This window comes from Sphingomonas sp. PvP055, from assembly GCF_040546365.1.
GTDB lineage: Bacteria > Pseudomonadota > Alphaproteobacteria > Sphingomonadales > Sphingomonadaceae > Sphingomonas > Sphingomonas echinoides_A.
Window position 1 is genome coordinate 3848446 of record NZ_JBEPNS010000001.1, and the last position, 15687, is coordinate 3864132.

At 65.4% G+C, this 15687-nt stretch carries 13 protein-coding genes and 1 pseudogene; 4 read left to right on the forward strand and 10 right to left on the reverse strand.

All coding sequences use genetic code 11. The features are described 5' to 3' along the window. Positions 1 to 13 precede the first annotated feature (13 nt). Both ABIC16_RS17975 and ABIC16_RS17980 read left to right on the forward strand, forming a co-directional pair. Positions 14 to 142, forward strand: a complete 129-nt coding sequence (locus tag ABIC16_RS17975; protein ID WP_269724634.1) for a hypothetical protein — start codon at positions 14 to 16, stop codon at positions 140 to 142. A 17-nt stretch (positions 143 to 159) separates the two neighbouring features. After that, positions 160 to 468 (forward strand): alkylphosphonate utilization protein, encoded by a 309-nt coding sequence (locus ABIC16_RS17980; protein WP_354292380.1) that lies wholly within the window; start codon positions 160 to 162, stop codon positions 466 to 468. A 27-nt stretch (positions 469 to 495) separates the two neighbouring features. On the opposite strand, the gene ABIC16_RS17985 is transcribed toward ABIC16_RS17980, so the two are convergent. After that, positions 496 to 1926 carry a GH1 family beta-glucosidase gene (locus tag ABIC16_RS17985; protein WP_354292114.1) on the reverse strand — a complete coding sequence of 477 codons (1431 nt, stop codon included), beginning with the start codon at positions 1924 to 1926 and terminating at the stop codon, positions 496 to 498. Between the two features lie 160 nt (positions 1927 to 2086). Further along, positions 2087 to 5290 (reverse strand): TonB-dependent receptor, encoded by a 3204-nt coding sequence (locus ABIC16_RS17990; RefSeq protein WP_354292115.1) that lies wholly within the window; start codon positions 5288 to 5290, stop codon positions 2087 to 2089. Between the two features lie 265 nt (positions 5291 to 5555). Here ABIC16_RS17990 and ABIC16_RS17995 point away from each other — a divergent pair, with 265 nt between their 5' ends. Further along, a complete protein-coding gene (locus ABIC16_RS17995) occupies positions 5556 to 6611 on the forward strand; it encodes a LacI family DNA-binding transcriptional regulator (protein ID WP_354292116.1) in 1056 nt (351 codons plus the stop codon). A gap of 304 nt (positions 6612 to 6915) precedes the next feature. Beyond that, positions 6916 to 9543: pseudogene (locus ABIC16_RS18000) on the forward strand (TonB-dependent receptor); the annotation flags it as partial. Positions 9544 to 9619: 76 nt separating this feature from the next. Here the strand turns inward: ABIC16_RS18000 and ABIC16_RS18005 are convergent. From ABIC16_RS18005 to ABIC16_RS18040, 8 genes are all read right to left on the reverse strand, one after another. Beyond that, positions 9620 to 10966 (reverse strand): HAMP domain-containing sensor histidine kinase, encoded by a 1347-nt coding sequence (locus ABIC16_RS18005; protein WP_354292117.1) that lies wholly within the window; start codon positions 10964 to 10966, stop codon positions 9620 to 9622. Then, a complete protein-coding gene (locus tag ABIC16_RS18010; RefSeq protein ID WP_277968981.1) occupies positions 10963 to 11640 on the reverse strand; it encodes a response regulator transcription factor in 678 nt (225 codons plus the stop codon). The genes ABIC16_RS18005 and ABIC16_RS18010 overlap by 4 nt, the downstream gene beginning before the upstream one ends. Before the next feature lie 92 nt (positions 11641 to 11732). Then, a complete protein-coding gene (locus tag ABIC16_RS18015; RefSeq protein WP_354292118.1) occupies positions 11733 to 12113 on the reverse strand; it encodes a hypothetical protein in 381 nt (126 codons plus the stop codon). A gap of 99 nt (positions 12114 to 12212) precedes the next feature. Next, positions 12213 to 12632: a hypothetical protein gene (locus tag ABIC16_RS18020; RefSeq protein ID WP_354292119.1), complete on the reverse strand. Its 420-nt coding sequence runs from the start codon at positions 12630 to 12632 to the stop codon at positions 12213 to 12215. Positions 12633 to 12760: 128 nt separating this feature from the next. Continuing rightward, on the reverse strand, positions 12761 to 13525 hold the full coding sequence (gene flgH, locus ABIC16_RS18025; protein ID WP_354292120.1) for a flagellar basal body L-ring protein FlgH: 765 nt from the start codon (positions 13523 to 13525) through the stop codon (positions 12761 to 12763). A gap of 49 nt (positions 13526 to 13574) precedes the next feature. Then, a complete protein-coding gene (flgA, locus tag ABIC16_RS18030) occupies positions 13575 to 14039 on the reverse strand; it encodes a flagellar basal body P-ring formation chaperone FlgA (protein ID WP_277968985.1) in 465 nt (154 codons plus the stop codon). Next, positions 14036 to 14818: a flagellar basal-body rod protein FlgG gene (flgG, locus tag ABIC16_RS18035; protein WP_354284036.1), complete on the reverse strand. Its 783-nt coding sequence runs from the start codon at positions 14816 to 14818 to the stop codon at positions 14036 to 14038. Before flgG ends, flgA begins: the two co-directional genes overlap by 4 nt. 22 nt (positions 14819 to 14840) lie before the next feature. Beyond that, positions 14841 to 15581: a flagellar hook-basal body protein gene (locus ABIC16_RS18040; RefSeq protein ID WP_354292121.1), complete on the reverse strand. Its 741-nt coding sequence runs from the start codon at positions 15579 to 15581 to the stop codon at positions 14841 to 14843. Between the last annotated feature and the right edge of the window lie 106 nt (positions 15582 to 15687).

Sequence of the window (15687 nt, forward strand, 5' to 3'; positions counted from 1 at the left end):
GAAAGGATGCCCGATGGCGAAGAGCCAAAAGAAATCGAACAAGGAAACGCGCAAGCCCAAGGCCGAGAAGGCCCCCAAAGCGAACGCATCCAACCCGACGACCAAGGGACAACCGGTCGCCATGGTCAACATCAAGGGGTGAGCATGGCAGATACCGACATGACCCAGGACGATGCCTTCGTCTATGACGAAGCCAGCGGCGAATGGATCAGCGCATCCGACGCGGCCACCAAGACGACCACCGACGACGGCGCGGTCGTGGTCCGCGATTCGGTCGGGAATATCCTGGCCGATGGCGATCAGGTCACGCTGATCAAGGACCTGACCGTCAAGGGCGCGGGACAAACGCTCAAGCGCGGGACGCTGATCAAATCGATTCGGTTGACCGGCGACGCGCAGGAGATCGACTGTCGCTTCGACGGGATCAAGGGCCTCGTCCTGCGCGCCGAGTTCGTCAAGAAACGCTGATCCGCGCGGGCACGACCGTCGCGACGCTCAGACCAGAGCGTTGCGGCGGATCAGTTCGCGGTACCAGGCGGCGCTGAGCTTGGGCGTGCGGACCTGTGTCGCGAAATCGACATGATGGATGCCGAAGCGTTTGGTGAAACCGTCCGCCCATTCGAAATTGTCCATCAGGCTCCACAGGAAATACCCTTTCAGCGGGTATCCCTCGACCGTCGCGCGGTGGAACTCGGCGAGATAGTTGCGCAGGTACATGATCCGGTCGCTGTCATCGATCCGGCCATCGATGATCGGGTCGTCCGCCGACGTGCCATTCTCCGAGATGTAGAGTGCCTTGGGCGCCCACAATTCGCTGACCGTCCGCACGCCCCAATACGCGACTTCGGGGCCGACATAGAGCCAGGGTGACGCCATCCGCGGCGATGAGGGCAGATGCGGCAGGATCTTGTATCCGGTCGGCCCCGTGTCGGCGCGGACGTAGGTGGGCGCGTAGATGTTGAGCGCGACGAAATCGAGCGGACTGCCGATGACCGCCATGTCGCCCGATGCGACGCGCGGCGCGTTGCGGCCTTCGCGCGCGAGATAGCCGTCGGTGTAGCGCCCCTCCATTACCGCGGTCAGGAACATCGCGTTTTCCTCGCGCACCGCGGTCTTTGCGGCGGCGATGTGCTCGGGTGTTTCGATGACGGGGACGTAGAAATTGGCATTGTCGGCAATCCCGACCTGCGTTCCGCTGCGGGCATGCGCACGGATCGCCTGGACGCCGAGCCCGTGCGCGAGCACGCCGTGATGGCGGACCTGATTGGCTGCGGCCGGGGGCAGTTGCAGCCCGGGCGCGTGGCGGCCTTCGACATGGCCGATGTCGGTGAAGCAGCGCAGTTCGTTGACCGTCATGAAGTGCCCGACCCGGTCGGACAATTTCCCCGCCACATGCCCCGCATAATCGGCAAACGCGTAAGCGGTGTCGCGCGATTGCCAGCCGCCCGGCAGCGCTTCGGGCAAATCCCAATGGAACAGCGTGACATAGGGCGTGATCCCGGCAGCGAGCAGCGCGTCGATCAGCCTGTCGTAATAGGCCATGCCCTTGGGATTGGGGGTCCCGCGCCCCTGCGGGAAGATCCGCGACCAGGCGATCGACAGCCGGTACGCCTTGACGCCGAGATTTTTGAGCAGCGCGATGTCTTCGCCATAGCGATGGTAGCTGTCACACGCCGTGTCGCCGGTATCGCCGTTCGCGACCCGCCCGGCGGTGTGCGCGAACACATCCCAATTGGTCTTGCCGCGACCGTCTTCGGCCACCGCGCCTTCGATCTGATAGGATGCGGTCGCGCACCCCCACAGGAAATCCTCGGGGAAGCCGAGATTGCCGGGTTTTGGCGGCACCGCGCCGATTGCTGCCCCGGTTGGCGTCACGACTGCCGCCGCCGCCGTCAAACCCGATTTCATGAAATGCCGCCGATCCATCGCTGGTCCCCCATGTCGTATCGTTGCGTCGCTACCGCGCATGTCCTCGCTCGCGGACGGAGGTCGCTGCAGTCGTGTCGAAAAGAGGGGGAGCCACGGTATGCCGTGACTCCCCCGTGTCGTGCCCCGCGCGGCGCGCCACGGGGGGGTTAGCCAAGCGTCAGAAGCGGTAGCGCGCCCCGAACAGGAAGCGGCGTTGCCCCTCCTGGATCAACCAGATCTGGTTGGGCGACCGGGCGTAGGTCTTGACCCCTTCCTTGTTCAGATTGATCGCCTCGAACGACACCGCGATATGCGGCGTGATGTCATACGAGATGTTCATGTCGACCTGGCTGTACGGTGCGGTGAACTCGGGATTGTGATCCCCATCGCGGTTGACGGCCGAGAGGAACTTGGCGCGATAGCTGTAGCTCAACCGCGCCGAGATGCCGTATTTGTCGTAGATCAACGTCGCGGCGGCGGTGTCGCTCAGCCCGAGCAAGGCGAACTGGTCGACCGCCGGCGGGGCCGCGACATCGATGCCGATGTCCCCGCGCACCAGCGTATACGCCGCCGAGATGCCGATGCCGGTCTGGCCGAAGAAATACTGGCCGGCGACTTCGAGGCCATAGACCTCGGCGTCCTTGTTGTTGATCGGCGTGTTAACGTTGAAGTTGAACAACGGGTCGTTGGCATCGGCGATGATGTCGACCGCCGCCAGCGTCGAGTCGACGAACGCCTGGTTGAGCGACCGCGCCCCGAGGTTATAATTCGCGAGGAACGCGGCGTTAGCCCCCGTCACGCTGCCGCCGTTCTGCTGGAGCAAGGCGGTGTAGGTGAACAGATTGACGTCGGTGATGTCCGCGCCAATCCCCTGCAACTGCGCCTTGGCGGTCCCCGACCGGCTCCCTGCCGCGCCCGAGCTCGGATCGCGCAGCCCGAACAGGTTGCGCTTGACGATCGTGTTGCCGATGAAGTTGTGCACGCGCTTGTCGAAGAAGCCGACCGAGATGTAGCTGTCCGGCTTGAAATACCATTCCAGCGACAGGTCGAGATTGTCCGAAATCAGCGGTTGCAGGTTGGCGTTGTTCGAGCTGCCGCCCGCCTGACCGCCGACCGCGGTCGCGTCGTTGGGATTGTTCGCGACGACCGAGGCGAACAGATTGCCGAAGGTCGGGCGCGAGATGGTCCGGCCGACCGAGAAACGCCCGATCAGGTTCTTCCGAATATCGATCTGGAAATCCATCCCGGGGAGCAGGTTGTTGTAGCTGCCGTTGTCGGTGACGTTCTGGTACGAACTGGAGATCGTCTGGCCGAAATCATTGTCGGATTGCCACACGATCGACAGCGGGACCGACTGCAACGAGTTGGAATGCACCGTCGTCTTCTCGAACCGCGCCCCCGCGACCAGCACCGCGCGATGCCCGCCGAGTTCGCCCTTCCACGTCACCTGGCCGTAAGCGGCGAAAATGTCTTCCTTGACGCGGTCGTCGCGGAAGCCATCGATCGTGCTGGGGTTGCCCTTGGCGGTGTAGGCCGCGGACAAGGTGTTGTAGAGCTTGGTGGCATCCTGCGTGCGGTATGCGATCAGGCCGTCGCCGGTGGCTTGCGGGTCGTTGTCGTGGAAGCGGCAGACCAGGCAGAAGGTCGACACCTGCCCGGGGGCGAGCTTGTCCACGTCACCGGGCGCGATGTTGCCCCAGTCGCCGAGCGTCTGCGTATAGGTCGTCTGGGTCGAGCGCGTGTTGGTGGTGCGATAATCACCGCCGAAGTCGAACCGACTCCCCCCGCCCAAGTCCCAGCCGCCGTCGAGGCGGATTTCCTTGACCCGCTGCGTCAGCCCGGTCGCGACCTGGCGCGCCTTCTGGCTGCCGAGATCGCCGGTGTCGTGGATGCCGTTGCCATTGCCCTTGATCACCGGATGCGCCGCGGTCGGCGTCGCCGGATCGACGAAGGTCACGGTCTGGAACGGGAAGCCGTTGCTGTAATCGACCGAATGCGATTCCAGCGTCGGCGTGCTGATCGCGATCATCGTCGAGCTCATGCCGTTCGGATTGTCCGGCAGGCTGTTCGATTTGCCGATATGGCCGTCGAGCGCGAGCCGGAAGCTGTCGGTCACGTCCCACTTGGCGTTGATGCCGACGTCGTACAGGTCGCTCTTCTGCGCACGATATTGCTGTTCGGCGCCCGAATCCTTGGTCCCGCCGGCGATGACTTCGTGCAGATAGGTCGTCGTCGCGACGGAATGGTCGGTATCGAAATTGACGACGTCGAACGGCCGGTTGAACCAGTTCGATTGATCCGACCGTCGCTCCGACAGCTTGTTCTGCGCGTACAGGCCGTCGATCGCGATATCGAGCGTGTCGGTCGGCTTGAACTGGATCGTCGCCTGGCCGTTGATGCGCTCGCGCGAGCCTTCGCTGAAGTGGTAGCCGAAGTCGTTCGGTCGCGCGGTCAGCGTGTCGGGCGACGTCGGCGCGTTGGTGATCTTGCTCGCGGCGTTGACGTTGCCGTTGGCGGGATCGAGGAATTCGGCGATCGTCTTGATGTTCCAGCCCTGCACCGTCGCGCTGACGTTGGTGAAGTTGCGCTTCTGGTAGCTGCCGAACAGCGAGATGCCGATCGTCTGGTCCGGGTTGCTCCAGCTGCCGAGGCCCGACACTTCCGGCGTGACGTGCGACCCGCAACTGATGCAGTCGTCGGTGCTCATGTCGTACACGCCCTTGCCACCGATCGTGCCGGTGAAGCCGGAGTCGCGGACGTCGAGCGGGCGCCGCGTGACGACGTTGATGACCGCGCCGATCCCGCCCGACGGGACGGCGCCGCGACTGGTCTTGTAGACTTCGAGCGTGCGCACGCCTTCCGACGCGAGGTTCGAAAAGTCGAACGAGCGCGACGTGTTGCGCGAATAATCGCCCGAACTGTCGCCGCCGACCGCGGTCTGCGAGGTCGCGGCGAGCTGGCGTCCGTTGAGCGTGACGAGATTATAGCCCGGCCCGAAGCCGCGCACGGTGACGTCCGCGCCTTCGCCGTTGCGGCGGCTGATCGACACGCCGGTGATGCGCTGGAGCGATTCCGCGAGGTTGGTGTCAGGGAACTTGCCGATGTCTTCGGCGGAGATCGCGTCGACGATGCCGGTCGAGTCGCGCTTGATCGCGATCGAGCGTTCGAGCGAGGCGCGGATCCCGGTGATCACGATGTCGTCGGAGGCGGGCGGTTGCCCGCTGACCGGGTCCTGCACCGCGGGTTGCGCATTGGTGGCTTCCGCCCCCGTGCCGGCTGGCGCGGCCTGCGCGAGTGCGGACCCCGGCATGGCGAGACCGATGGCAAGTGCGATGGTAGATGTAGTGCGCGCGAGCGTGCTCGCCGGGCGAAACCCCGTCATGACAATCCTCCCCCTTATCCGCGACCCCGAACTTCGCGTGACGGCTGTCGATCATCTTGATCGACTTACCGCTGATGACAGAACACCCGATTTGTCCTACGTTGTCAATTGCCGCTCCGTAAGGAAGCGGAAACGAATGAGAAATACGAAGCGATTTCCGTAAACTCGCTCGAAGCGACGGCGTCGCGTCACGAAATCTCTGATTGTCTCCCCAGGATCGACGCGTATGCCGCGTCACGACTCGGCTGTTTAGAGGATCGTTTCGTTGTCCAATCCCATCAAACGCACGACGATCGTCGACGTCGGACGCCATGCCGGGGTCTCGACCAAGACCGTGTCGCGCGTGTTCAACGACGAACCCCACGTCAGCGACGCGGTGAAGCAGCGCGTCCGCGCTTCGGCGGCAGCGCTCAACTATCATCCCAACGTATTCGCGCAGTCGCTGGTGCGGCGGCGGTCGCATCTGATCGGGCTGGTCTATGAAAAACCCAGCGCGAGCTATGTCGTCGATCTGCAGATGGGCGTGCTCGAACGGCTGAAGGGGGAACGCTACCGCCTGATCGTGATCCCGGTGCAATCGGTCCAGGAGAACGGCGCCGAGATCGTCGGCCTGCTGCGCGCCGCTGCGCTCGACGGCGTGGTGCTGGCTCCGCCCGCGTCGGACCATCTCCAGATCCTCGCGCAGCTCGATGGGGCGGGAATCCGTTATGCGCGGATCGCGCCGTCGCGGCAGCTCGATCTCGGATCCTCGACGCTGCTCGACGATGTCGCAGGCGCGCAGGCGATCGCGGCGCATGTGCTCGCGCTCGGACATCGCGACATTGCGATCGTGCGGGGCGATCCCGACCATGCCGCCACGCATGCGCGGATGAAAGGCTATGCGCAGGCCTTCTCCGAAGCGGGGTGCGCGATGCGCGACGATCGGATCGAGACGGGGCTGTTCACCTTCGACGGCGGCTATGCGGCGGGGCACGCGCTACTCGACCGCGCGGACCGACCCAGCGCGATCCTGGTCCAGAATGACGAGATGGCGGTTGGGGTGATGCTCGCCGCGCGCGAACGCGGGCTGTCGATCCCCGACGACCTGTCGATCGCGGGGTTCGACGATGCCGAAGTCTCGCGGATCGCGTGGCCGCGGTTGACGACGGTGCGACAGCCCGTGTTCGAAATGGCGGTCGCCGCGACCGACATGCTGATCGCCGACCTCGAGGACCGCAAGCTCCAGGCGCATACGCATCACGACAACACGCTGCTCGTCCGGGATTCGACCGCCCCGCCGCGGGCCACCGCCTTGCGCGACGCCGAGACGAACGGCGGTTAACGTCGTGCGAACCGGAAGCACCCCTCACCAATTCCAGAAAGGATACACCGGAGGATTGAAGAAGACGATCGACCTGATGCCAATATGTCACGATCGATGCGGACATTTATCATAAGGATTTAGGCACCCTTTCGACATATTCGGACAAGCGCGTTCCCCGTTACCTGGATATCCCCGATTATGACGCGAAAGTGATGGCACCTAGTCTTGTATGTTACAGTGAGTGTAACATTGATGACCCAATCGCTCTGTAGCGGCGGCTGGACCGGGATGAGCAAAGGCTCAGGGTTCAGGGGAAATCATAATGACCGTTCGATCGCGCCTTCGTTTGCAGCTGCTGCTGGGCGGCACCTTGCTCGCCGTAGCCACTGCACCCGCGGTTGCGCAGACCGCGCCCGCCGCTGATCCGGCACCCGCAGCCAACACGACCGAGGCAGCGGCCCCGATCGCCGCCGACCAGCAGGGTCTCGGCGACATCGTCGTCACCGCGACTCGCCGCGAGACCAACCTGCAGAAGACGCCGATCTCGATCAGCGTGCTGAGCAGCCAGGGGATCACCGATCGCCACGTCCAGAGCCTGTTCAACCTCGCCGATGGCTCGATCCCGTCGCTCCGCGTCGCGACCTTCGAGGCGCGCCAGTCGGCGCTGACGATCGGCATCCGCGGCATCGTCCCGTACGACCAGAACCAGACCGCACGGGATGGCGGCGTCGGCGTCTATATCGACGGCGTCGCGCTCGGAAAGACGCAGGGCCTCAACGCCGCGCTGTTCGACATCGAGCGGATCGAAGTGCTGAAGGGCCCGCAGGGCACGCTGTTCGGCCGCAACACCGAGGGCGGCGCGCTGTCGCTCGTTTCCAAGGCGCCGACCGGCGTCCTGGGCGGTCGCGTGACCGCAGGCGTCGGCAATTACGGCAGCCACAATGCCGCTGACCTGCACCTCGACCTGCCGAGCTTCTACAACATCTCGCTCAAGTTCGACGGTGTGTACCAGCATCAGGATCCGACCGTGAAGGATCCGCTGACGGGCTCGACCGGCTGGAACTATTACGACCGCAAGGGCGGCCGCGCCGCCGCGCGCTGGCAGCCGATCGACGGCTTCACCGCCGACTTCGCTTATGATTATGCGAAGGACGAGAATACCCCGCAGTACAGCCAGCTGATCAACTACAACCCGAACGGCTATGCGGTTGGCGCCTATAACGCGGCCGGCGCCTTGCAGCTCAACGGCGTGAATTGCGGCGGCACCATCCCCGCCGGCAGCACCAAGCCGATCTGTATCGCCCCGAAGGGTCCGCTCGTCGGGGTTCACCCCGAGCGCCAGACCGTCGCCGACGTCGGTGTTCCGCAGCAGCCGAGTGTCGACACCACGCACGGCTTCTCGGCCAATTTGAAGTACAAGCTCGCACCGTGGATCGAGCTGCGCTCGATCACCGCGTGGCGCGGCGTCGCGACCGACCAGTGGGACAACTCCGGCGGACCGGAGCGCAGCACCTTCGCGCCGTTCGTGCCCAACACCGCCAACCCGACCGCGCTCAACACGACCGGCACGTTCAGCCGCTACAGCCTGTCGTTCCTGCGCCAGCATCAGTTCAGCCAGGAAGTCCAGGCGGTCGGCAGCATCCCGCAGTTCGATTATGTCGTCGGTGGCTATTACTACACCGAGCAGGCATCCGAATATGCCGCCACGCCGTTGACCAACCAATGGAACACCGACGGCACGGCCTACACCGTCCGGTCGCCGATCCCGGGCAATTCTGCGGCCATTTCCGGCGCGAACTCGGGCTATCAGCAGTTTGATCCGTCGTGCAACAACGGGCTGGCAAACACTGCGCCGCAGTTCAAGAACAGCTGCCAGTTCATCACCCGCGCCAGCGCGGCGACGGACCACAACTATTCGGTGTTCGGCAACGTGACGTTCACGCCGGAAGCGCTGAGCGACGTGGTGCACATCACGGCCGGCGGTCGCTGGACGAAGGACGATCGCCACGGCATGCTGTATGTCGTCAACAACCGGACCGACCTGAACCCCGTCACCACGGTCGCCAACAGCACCGCGACGCCGTTCACGTTCAAGAGCAACATGAGCCGCTTCGATCCGATGTTCAACATCGCGTTCGATGCGACCCCGGACGTCCACCTCTACGCGAAATACGCAACCGGCTTCCGCGCCGGTGGCGCGAACGACCGCTCGCTCCAGTTCAACGCGTTCGGTCCTGAATCGGTCAAGTCCTACGAAGTCGGCGCGAAGATGGACTTCCTCCAGCATCGCGCGCGCCTGAACCTCGCCGGCTACATCATGGATCGCAAGAATACGCAGTTCGACTTCGACTATTTCGATACGAACGGGTCTAGCGTCACCAACGGCAGCCACATCGAGCAGACGGTGAATGCCGGCAACAGCAAGATCCGTGGCATCGAAGCCGATCTGACCGTCAAGCCGTTCCCGGAACTGACGCTGACCGGGTCCTATGCCTATACCTACTGGAAGGCACCGTCGGCGATCAGCCCGCTGGGTGGCGGTCTGCAGCAGTTGTACATCGTCTACACGCCGAACAATGCGGCATCCGGCGCGATCGATTACGTCACGCCGATCCACATTGGCGATGCGAGCGTCCGCCTGCATCTCGACGGCAATTACGCGAGCAGCCAGTACAGCTTCCAGCTCGAGCCGACCAAGACCGACGCAAGCTTCGTGATGAACGGCCGCCTCGCGCTCGCCGACATCTCGATCAACGACCACAACAAGGTCACCGTCGCGGTGTGGGCGCGCAACCTGCTCGACACGACGTACGTCTACCGCCGTTCGGCGGCGAACTCGACGCCGGTGCAGAACATCGGGGCCAACGGGCAGCTCGTTTCGACCAACTACGGCGGCATCCTTGGCGATTATGCCAACTTCAACCCGCCGCGCACGTGGGGCCTGGAGCTTTTCCGCCAAGTTCTGATCCGACGTAGCGTACCGATCGTGAAGACCCGGCCCGAGCATCCCGCTCGGGCCGGGTTTTTCATGGCTCGATCGGGAGCGCGACGACCGCGCGGAGGCCAGGCGCCGCGTCCTCCAGCCGCAAGCTGCCCCCGTGCAACCGCGCGATCGCGTCGACCAACGTCAGGCCAAGCCCCTGCCCCGGCCGATCGGACGCGGTGTCGAGCCGACCGAAGCGCAGGATCACGGTTTCGTGCGCCGCGACGGGAATGCCGGGGCCATCATCCGCCACGCAGATCTCGAGCGTGGTCCCGACTCGCTGGACGGACAGCGCGATCCGCGTGCCGCCGGGCGTATGCCGGATCGCATTCTCGACGAGATTGACGACCATCTGCCGGAGCAGATGCACGTCGCCGGACAGCATCGCCGGCCCCGCGGTGGTGACGCTGAACGCGTCGCCCGCATCCTCCGCCACCGGCAGCAGCGTTTCCCCGACGGTGTGCGCGACCTGCGCGACGTCCACCGGGGCAAACCGGCTGCGGCGGTGCCCGCCTTCGATTTCCCACAGCCGCATCAGGCTTGCAAAGATTTCGAGCACCTGATCGGTCTCGGCCAGGATCGCAGCGCTTTCGGCGTGGAGCGGCGTGGCGGCGGCGTGCCGCTCGAGCGCGGCGACCCGCGTATGCAGTCGGGCGAGCGGGCTTTTCAATTCGTGCGCCACGTCGCGCGCGGCATGGCGGACGTTCGCCATCAACGCATCGATCCGGTCGAGCATCGCGTTGAACGCGGAGGCCTGGCGGTCGAATTCGTTGCGGGAGTTATCCACCGGGACGCGGCTCGACAAATTGCCCGCCATGACCGCGTCGACCGTCGTCTGCATCGCCCGCAACCGGCGGCTGACTTCCCACACGATCGCCCCCGCGCCCCCGGCGAACAGCAGCACCGCGATGATCAAGCCAACGAGTTGCGCTTTGAACAACCGGGCATCGAACGCGGCGACGACATCATTGTCCGACGCGATGACCAGCGTCGCACCTTCCGCGACGCGCCGGACGAGCGCGCGCCCGTGCGTGACGCCGTCGACATCGGCGCTGTCGCCGAAATCCGAATAGCCCGCTGGCGGCAGGGTGCCGAGATCGAGGTTGCCCGCAACCCGCCGCCCGGCGCGATCCTGCAGCAGGAACAGCAGGTCGGCGCTTTCGTGCGCGTGGCGCTTCGCCGCGATTCGCGCCGCCATCGTCGCGACCGATCCCGCGCGAGGTTCGCCGATCACCTCCTGCGCTTCCTGCGCAAGCCGGCGATCGACCTCGCGGTTGAGCGCATCATGGACGATGACGTAATTCGCGCCCCGAACCGCGAGCAGCACCACGACGATCACGCTGACATACAGCAGCATGATCGCGCGGAGCGACCGCGGCCGAAAGCTCATCCCTGGTCGACGATCATATAGCCGACCCCGCGGATCGTCGTGATCGGGTCGGCTTCGCCGTTCGCGCAGAGTTGCGCACGGACTCGGCGAATGTAGGATTCGACGATGTTGGTGGCGGGTTCGAAATCATAGTCCCACACCGTGCGGTAGAACATCTGCCGCGTGACGACGCTGTTCTTGTTGCGGATCAGTTCGCACAGCATCTGGAATTCGAGCTTGGGCAAGGTGAGCACCCGCCCGTTGCGCACCGCGCGATGCTTGACCTCATTCACCTCGATGTCGCCCGCGCGCATCACGCCGCCATCGTTGGCGCGGGCGGTGCGGCGCTGGATCGCCTTGATCCGCGCCTCGATCTCGACCGGGGCGGCGGGTTTGACGAGATAGTCGTCCGCGCCCGCGTCCAGCCCGACCAGTCGCTGATCGAGATCGCCGAGCGCGGTGAGCATCACGATCGGGACCGAGACGCCGCGGTCGCGCAACGCGCGCGCGACACCGATGCCGTCGACATGCGGGAGCATCACGTCGAGCAAGACGGCGTCGAACTGATCCGCGGTCGCTTGCAGCAACGCCGCGCGCCCGTCCGGCGCAACGACGCTGTCATGCCCCAGGTCGGCCAGGTCGCTGACCAGCAGCCGAGCCGTACGGGCATCGTCTTCGACGACCAGAAGGCGCATGTTTGATGGTTCCCTGACGCTACGTCGCTCGCGCGCCAGCCATCGGCGTTTCCGGTTCGACTTACAAACCGAATGTCACGGGAGAGGCGGATTTAGCGCAGCGCGCGCGGGCGTGGCTTTGCGTCGACGCCGCGCTCGATCGTCACGGTGTCGGGCAGACCGGGGATCAGGTCGATCCAGAAGTCGTCCGGCTCGCATCCCGGCACTGGAATCGTCCGCAGGAAGGCAGCCGGATCGCACATAACGGCGAGACAGTCCGCGAGCGAAGGGGCGTCTGGGGGACCTATCGTCTCGTGGACCATCTCGTCGGTCGTCTCACCGCCCGCCAAGAGACGCGTCCGCGCCGCCGACCATAACGCCACTTCGTCGTGCAACACGAACGTCAGGGTAACGCGAAACTCAGGTTGGGGGCTTAGGCCGGCCTGGATTCCGTCGCGAACACCGGCGAACGTCTCTCGGTCAAAAACGTACATTGGTACATCCTCGCGGAACAGGCCGTTGAACGACGCAATCATTGTAATAAAATCGAGATGCCTTTGCCATATAGCAGAAATACAGGGATGAAGCGGCGGCTATTGTAGCGCGTAGCGCCGCAGATTTGCCGGATCCGCGCGCGCATGCGCCAGGATCAGGCACAGCTCGGCGAACAACCGGTCCCACACCGTACAGGGAATCGACAGGGGTGTTTCCGACCGATGCGTATCGATGACGATCCGGCTCACCGGATCGACTTCGAGCCGCAGGGTCGCACTCCACGTGCCGAGGATCCGTTCATCCGGCAGCACCCCCGGCACCGCGAGCCGCGCCGACATCAGGAAGCCCCACAGAACTTCGGTGCCGTACAGGTCGAGCGTGGCATAGGGCTGTCCGGTAAGATCGGGGCGCTGCACGACGACCCGCGCGCCCGCCGCATGGCGTTCGGCGCACAACCGCAACCGCAGCCCTAGCGCATCGATGATTTCGCGGACTCGGGGAAGGCCATCGTAGTGCATGCCCTCATCTTAAGCCGCCGCCGCCGGGTTCGGGCGCAGGTCGGCAGGTAAATGCCGCAAAACGGGCAACGGGCACGCGCAGATCTGCGCGTGCCCGCCGAAAATGCCGATCGCCAAAGGGACCGTCGTCAGAACGGGAAAAGCGCATCGTAAATCTGCTGCCCCCAGCGCGCCTGCTGCGCATCGGACAATTGGCCGCGCCCGCCGTAGCTGATCCGCGCCTCGGCGATTTGCGAATGGAGCACCGAATTGTCACGCGCAATGTCCTGCGGGCGGACGAAACCGGTGACGATCAGCTCGCGCAGCTCGTTGTTGACGCGCACTTCCTGCCGCCCGCGGACGCTGAGATTGCCGTTGGGCAGGACGTCTGTGACGATCGCGGACATCGTCATGTTGATCGTCTCGGACCGGCTGATGTTGCCGCCGCCCGCGGATTGCGACTTGCTGTTGGTGCTGGCGAGGTTGGTCGGATCGATGCTCTTGGGCAGCAGCTTCTGCAGGCCGAGCAAGCTGCCGACGCTGGCGTTCTCGGATCCGGTGCGGTTGCGCGTGGTGTTGTTGCCGACCTCGGCCTTGTCCGCGATGTTGATGCGGATCGTCAGGATGTCGCCGGTCCGCGTCGCGCGCTGATCGGCCAGGAACGCGGCGGCGCCTGCGCGGAACAGCGAGGCGGTAACTGGCCCGGCGGGGGTGGCGGCGTACGCCATTCCGGGCGTCCGCGCTTCACGCCGGAGCGTCGCGCCCGCCTGGCCGAGCGAGCGCTCGGTCGCGACGGTTTCCGTGACGTGCGTCGGCGACAGCTTGGGCGCCTTGCCGATCGTCTGGAGCCGCCCGACCGCGCCGCAGCCCGACAGCAGCAGCGCGCCGCCCGTCAGTATCAAGATGGTCTTCATTGCGTATGTCCCCTGTGGATTGGATTTCGAGGCAGCGCCCCCACGCCACTTACGGGCCGACCAGCACCAGCCCGCTCGCCGCCGCGACGCCGTCCAGCGTTCGCGCGGTCGAGGCGGCGACGACGCGAACCGGCTCGCCCGAGCCCGCGCTGGCGAGCGCGCGGCCGCTGGTGGTGATCAGCAGCCCGCGGCTGCGATAGGCGATCAGGACGGGCTCGCCGCGCCGGACGAGACGCGGCGTCACCACGTCGGTGATCCGCACGACGCTGCCGGGTGCGAGCCCGCGGCTTGTTTCCTTGCCGATCGCGTCGGTGGGCTGGAGCGCGCCGCGCGCCTGACCCAGCGCACGATCTTCGTAGATAAAGTCCTCTGCGGAGAGGATCGTCCCCTGCGAGACCGGATGCGCCAGCACCGCGACCTGGACCATCGCGGGCCGCATCGTGGGCGTCACGCCCTGCCCCGCGACCGGACTTGCGACCGCACCCAGCAGCAGGAACGCGATCCGCGCGCTCATCGCAGCTGGCTCGTCGTCGCGAGCATCTCGTCGGCGGTCTTCACGACGCGGCTGTTCATCTCATAGGCGCGCTGCGCGGTGATCAGTGCGGTGATCTCGGACACCGGATTGACGTTCGACGCCTCGATGAAGCCCTGCTGGATCGTCCCGAACCCCGGCTCGCCCGGATTGGCGAGCGTCGCCTGCCCGGACGAGGCGGTTTCGAGGAACATGTTCCCGCCCTGCGCCTCGAGCCCGCCTTCGTTGACGAAGGTCGCGAGCTGCAACTGTCCCACGGTCTGCAGATCAGGCTGGCCTGCGAGTTTCACCTGCACCAGCCCGGTCTTGGACACGCTGACGTCGACCGCTTCGGGGGGCACGGTGATTCCCGGCTCGACCGGCAAGCCGTCCGCCGTCACGAGCTGCCCCTGGTCGGAGACCTGGAACGAGCCGTCGCGGGTGTAGCCGGTCTCGCCCGAGGGCAAGGTGACGGGGAAATAGCCGCGCCCCTGGACCGCCACGTCATAGCGATTGTCGGTCTGCGTCAGCGCGCCTTGCGTTGCGATGCGGTACACGCCGCCCGTTTTGACGCCCGCGCCGATCTGGATCCCGGTCGGCACGCGATTGTCGCCGCCCGCCGCCGCACCGGGACGCGACACCTGTTCGTACAGCAGGTCCTGGAATTCGGCGCGCTGCCGCTTGAACGCGGTCGTGTTCATGTTGGCGATGTTGTTCGAGATGACATCGACGTTGGTCTGCTGCGCGAGCATTCCGGTGCCGGCAATCGATAGGGAACGCATATTGGTCTCCTGGTGAAAGGGGTCAGCCGAAGCGGCCGAGCTTGTCGATCGCGGCCTTGCGCATGTCGCCGATCGCCTCGCTCATCTTCATGCTGGTCTGATAGGCGCGCAGGATCTCGACCATGTTGGTCGTCTCGACGATCGGCTGGACGTTCGATCCCTCGATCCCGCCGCTGCGCAGCTTCGTCTCGGCGGCGGTCAGCGCGCGGCCGCCACTCGCGGTGAACAGCCCGTCGCCGCGCGGATCGACGCCGGCCTCATTATCGAACACGGTCACCTCGATCCGCCCGAGCGCACCGGCCGCTCCGCTGACCGTCCCGTCCGGCCCGATGCTGAGCTTGCCGAGCTGATCGAGCGGGATCGCGATCGGGCGCCCGCCCTCGCCGCGCACCGGCAGGCCACCCGCGGTGACGAGCGACCCGTCGTCGCCGACCTTGAGATAGCCCGCGCGGGTATAAGCGGTGGTGCCGTCGGGTGCGTCGACCGCGAGATAGCCGGGGCCGTCGATCATCACGTCGATCGGGTTGCCGGTCGGCTGGAACCCGCCTTGCGCGGTGTCGTGGACCGCGCCCTGATCGAGCACGAGCGAAGTCGTGCGGACCGGGTCCTGCGGCTCGCCGGTCTTCTCGACATATTCGCGGAACACCGGGTCCTCGCGCTTGAACCCCGCGGTCGAGACGTTCGCGAGGTTGTTCGCCGCGACGTCCATCCGGCGGCGCAGCGCCTGTTCGTGGCTCAGCAATACGGTCGAGGATATGTCCACCCGGTGGTCCTTCGGGAAAGTCGCTTTTTTCCGCGCTAGGCAAAAACTGCCCGGCGGCGCTCCTATAATAGGCGGGAATTGCCGAGGGCGGTCGCCGCCACGGCAT

What these genes read in the sequence shown, in the direction of transcription:
- flgA (WP_277968985.1), bottom strand. Translation starts at nt 14,039, where the DNA reads ATGAGCGCGCGGATCGCGTTCCTGCTGCTGGGTGCGGTCGCAAGTCCG.
- ABIC16_RS17980 (WP_354292380.1), top strand. Translation starts at nt 160, where the DNA reads ATGACCCAGGACGATGCCTTCGTCTATGACGAAGCCAGCGGCGAATGG.
- ABIC16_RS18015 (WP_354292118.1), bottom strand. Translation starts at nt 12,113, where the DNA reads ATGTACGTTTTTGACCGAGAGACGTTCGCCGGTGTTCGCGACGGAATC.
- flgH (WP_354292120.1), bottom strand. Translation starts at nt 13,525, where the DNA reads ATGAAGACCATCTTGATACTGACGGGCGGCGCGCTGCTGCTGTCGGGC.
- ABIC16_RS17990 (WP_354292115.1), bottom strand. Translation starts at nt 5,290, where the DNA reads ATGACGGGGTTTCGCCCGGCGAGCACGCTCGCGCGCACTACATCTACC.
- ABIC16_RS18005 (WP_354292117.1), bottom strand. Translation starts at nt 10,966, where the DNA reads ATGAGCTTTCGGCCGCGGTCGCTCCGCGCGATCATGCTGCTGTATGTC.
- ABIC16_RS17985 (WP_354292114.1), bottom strand. Translation starts at nt 1,926, where the DNA reads ATGGATCGGCGGCATTTCATGAAATCGGGTTTGACGGCGGCGGCGGCA.
- ABIC16_RS18020 (WP_354292119.1), bottom strand. Translation starts at nt 12,632, where the DNA reads ATGCACTACGATGGCCTTCCCCGAGTCCGCGAAATCATCGATGCGCTA.
- ABIC16_RS18010 (WP_277968981.1), bottom strand. Translation starts at nt 11,640, where the DNA reads ATGCGCCTTCTGGTCGTCGAAGACGATGCCCGTACGGCTCGGCTGCTG.
- flgG (WP_354284036.1), bottom strand. Translation starts at nt 14,818, where the DNA reads ATGCGTTCCCTATCGATTGCCGGCACCGGAATGCTCGCGCAGCAGACC.
- ABIC16_RS17975 (WP_269724634.1), top strand. Translation starts at nt 14, where the DNA reads ATGGCGAAGAGCCAAAAGAAATCGAACAAGGAAACGCGCAAGCCCAAG.